This is a genomic window from Bacillus sp. 95MFCvi2.1, from assembly GCF_000374965.1.
Taxonomy (GTDB): Bacteria; Bacillota; Bacilli; order Bacillales; family Bacillaceae_G; genus Bacillus_A; species Bacillus_A pseudomycoides.
Map to the genome: position 1 here is coordinate 1 of NZ_KB895775.1, position 1,445 is coordinate 1,445.

Sequence of the window (1,445 nt, forward strand, 5' to 3'; positions counted from 1 at the left end):
CAAGATTTCTTCAAATACATATCCTCATTAAATAATTCATAGATAAAAAACAGGCGGAAAGGAATTTCCACCTGTTTTTTTATTTGATTAACCTCGCTTTAAACGAAATTAATCAATTGATTATATTTTCAACGATAGCAATATTTTTATTTGTACAAGGTTAAATGCTATAGAAACTTTTCTGAATCACAAAACATGTAAAATAATATAGAAAAAAATAACAGTAATTTAGAATATTTTTAACTGAATTTTACTAATTGTTATTAACAAAAATTAACACGTATATTTTAGGTACAGAAAGTTAAACAGCAAGGAGGTAGTTAATCTGATGCTAGAGATAAAAAGTTCTATAGATATGATAAACAATATAAATTATCATTTGGATCTTGGTAGGCAAAACAATCATCATTTAAAAACCTTTTCAAATGAACAAGACGTATTGCCATATCATGTTTACAAACACCCATTGAATAAACAAGCATCACAAAAAGAATCGATTAGTCTAGCTCAACCATTTATTCATATTAATACCTTAGCACAAATTCTATATGAAGCATTTCACAATCAAACATTTACAGCTTTGGCACCTATTCTATTTGTTTTTCAACCGAATATTGTAACTGGTATATCTACCCCAGGTGCTTATTCAATAGATTTTTATAATGATTATTTTGTTCATTTAAAAGACATCAATATTCAAGAATTTAAAGCAGGAATAGGTGAAAAAAAAGGCCCTATAGCTATTGGATATCTGATAAATCAAAGTGAAAGCATTCAACATTCAAAAGAATTTATGTATCAAAAGTTACAGGATCAAACTACAAAGTGTATGTTAGCTTTACAAAAGCAGTTGGACATACATGGAGAGTTAGAAGAACAAATTCAGCTATCATTTGATTTCAAGAAAATAATGATACCTTTAATAGCCTTACAATGGATTAAACAAACAACTTTACATTAAAGGAATAAAAAGATTGGTGATGCTGGAGATAGAAGGCAGCATAAACTACCTTCTATAACATCTAAACCCGTCATCAATCTTTGGTAATGAAATTTGAAGTACTCTAACATTTGTTTTCTGAATATTCGAATAGGGTGGTTGCTATGTCTAAAAATGAAAAATTAAACAAATTACGTAATCAAGAATTTGATGCAAAAGAATTGATTGGTGTAATCAATGAAAATGAATTAAAAAAGATAGCGGGTGCAGGAGATGTGAATCCAGAAACGACACCAGCGACACCAACAATTACAGTTACTATCAAAACAACAAATCTATGCCCCACAATACCTTGTACAAGACAATACCTTGTACAATGAGGTGCTTATAATGCTAATCAATAGATAAAAAATGAGAGGAAGTTAAATATGTCAAAAAATGAAAAGCTAAACAAATTACGTGATCAAGAGTTTGATACAAAAGAATTAATTGGATCAGTGGATGA

At 28.9% G+C, this 1,445-nt stretch carries 2 protein-coding genes and 1 pseudogene; all 3 read left to right on the top strand.

Annotated features, from left to right (window positions below; translation table 11 throughout):
* Positions 1-328 precede the first annotated feature (328 nt).
* On the top strand, positions 329-961 hold the full coding sequence (locus C568_RS0130180) for a hypothetical protein (protein WP_018783740.1): 633 nt from the start codon (positions 329-331) through the stop codon (positions 959-961).
* A gap of 143 nt (positions 962-1,104) precedes the next feature.
* Positions 1,105-1,320 (top strand): class II lanthipeptide, LchA2/BrtA2 family, encoded by a 216-nt coding sequence (locus C568_RS0130185; protein WP_018768243.1) that lies wholly within the window; start codon positions 1,105-1,107, stop codon positions 1,318-1,320.
* Between the two features lie 48 nt (positions 1,321-1,368).
* Positions 1,369-1,445, top strand: a pseudogene (locus tag C568_RS36010) (class II lanthipeptide, LchA2/BrtA2 family); the annotation flags it as partial.

Bases quoted from the DNA above. Each gene is read 5' to 3' on its own strand.
- C568_RS0130185 (WP_018768243.1), top strand. From the start codon at position 1,105: ATGTCTAAAAATGAAAAATTAAACAAATTACGTAATCAAGAATTTGAT.
- C568_RS0130180 (WP_018783740.1), top strand. From the start codon at position 329: ATGCTAGAGATAAAAAGTTCTATAGATATGATAAACAATATAAATTAT.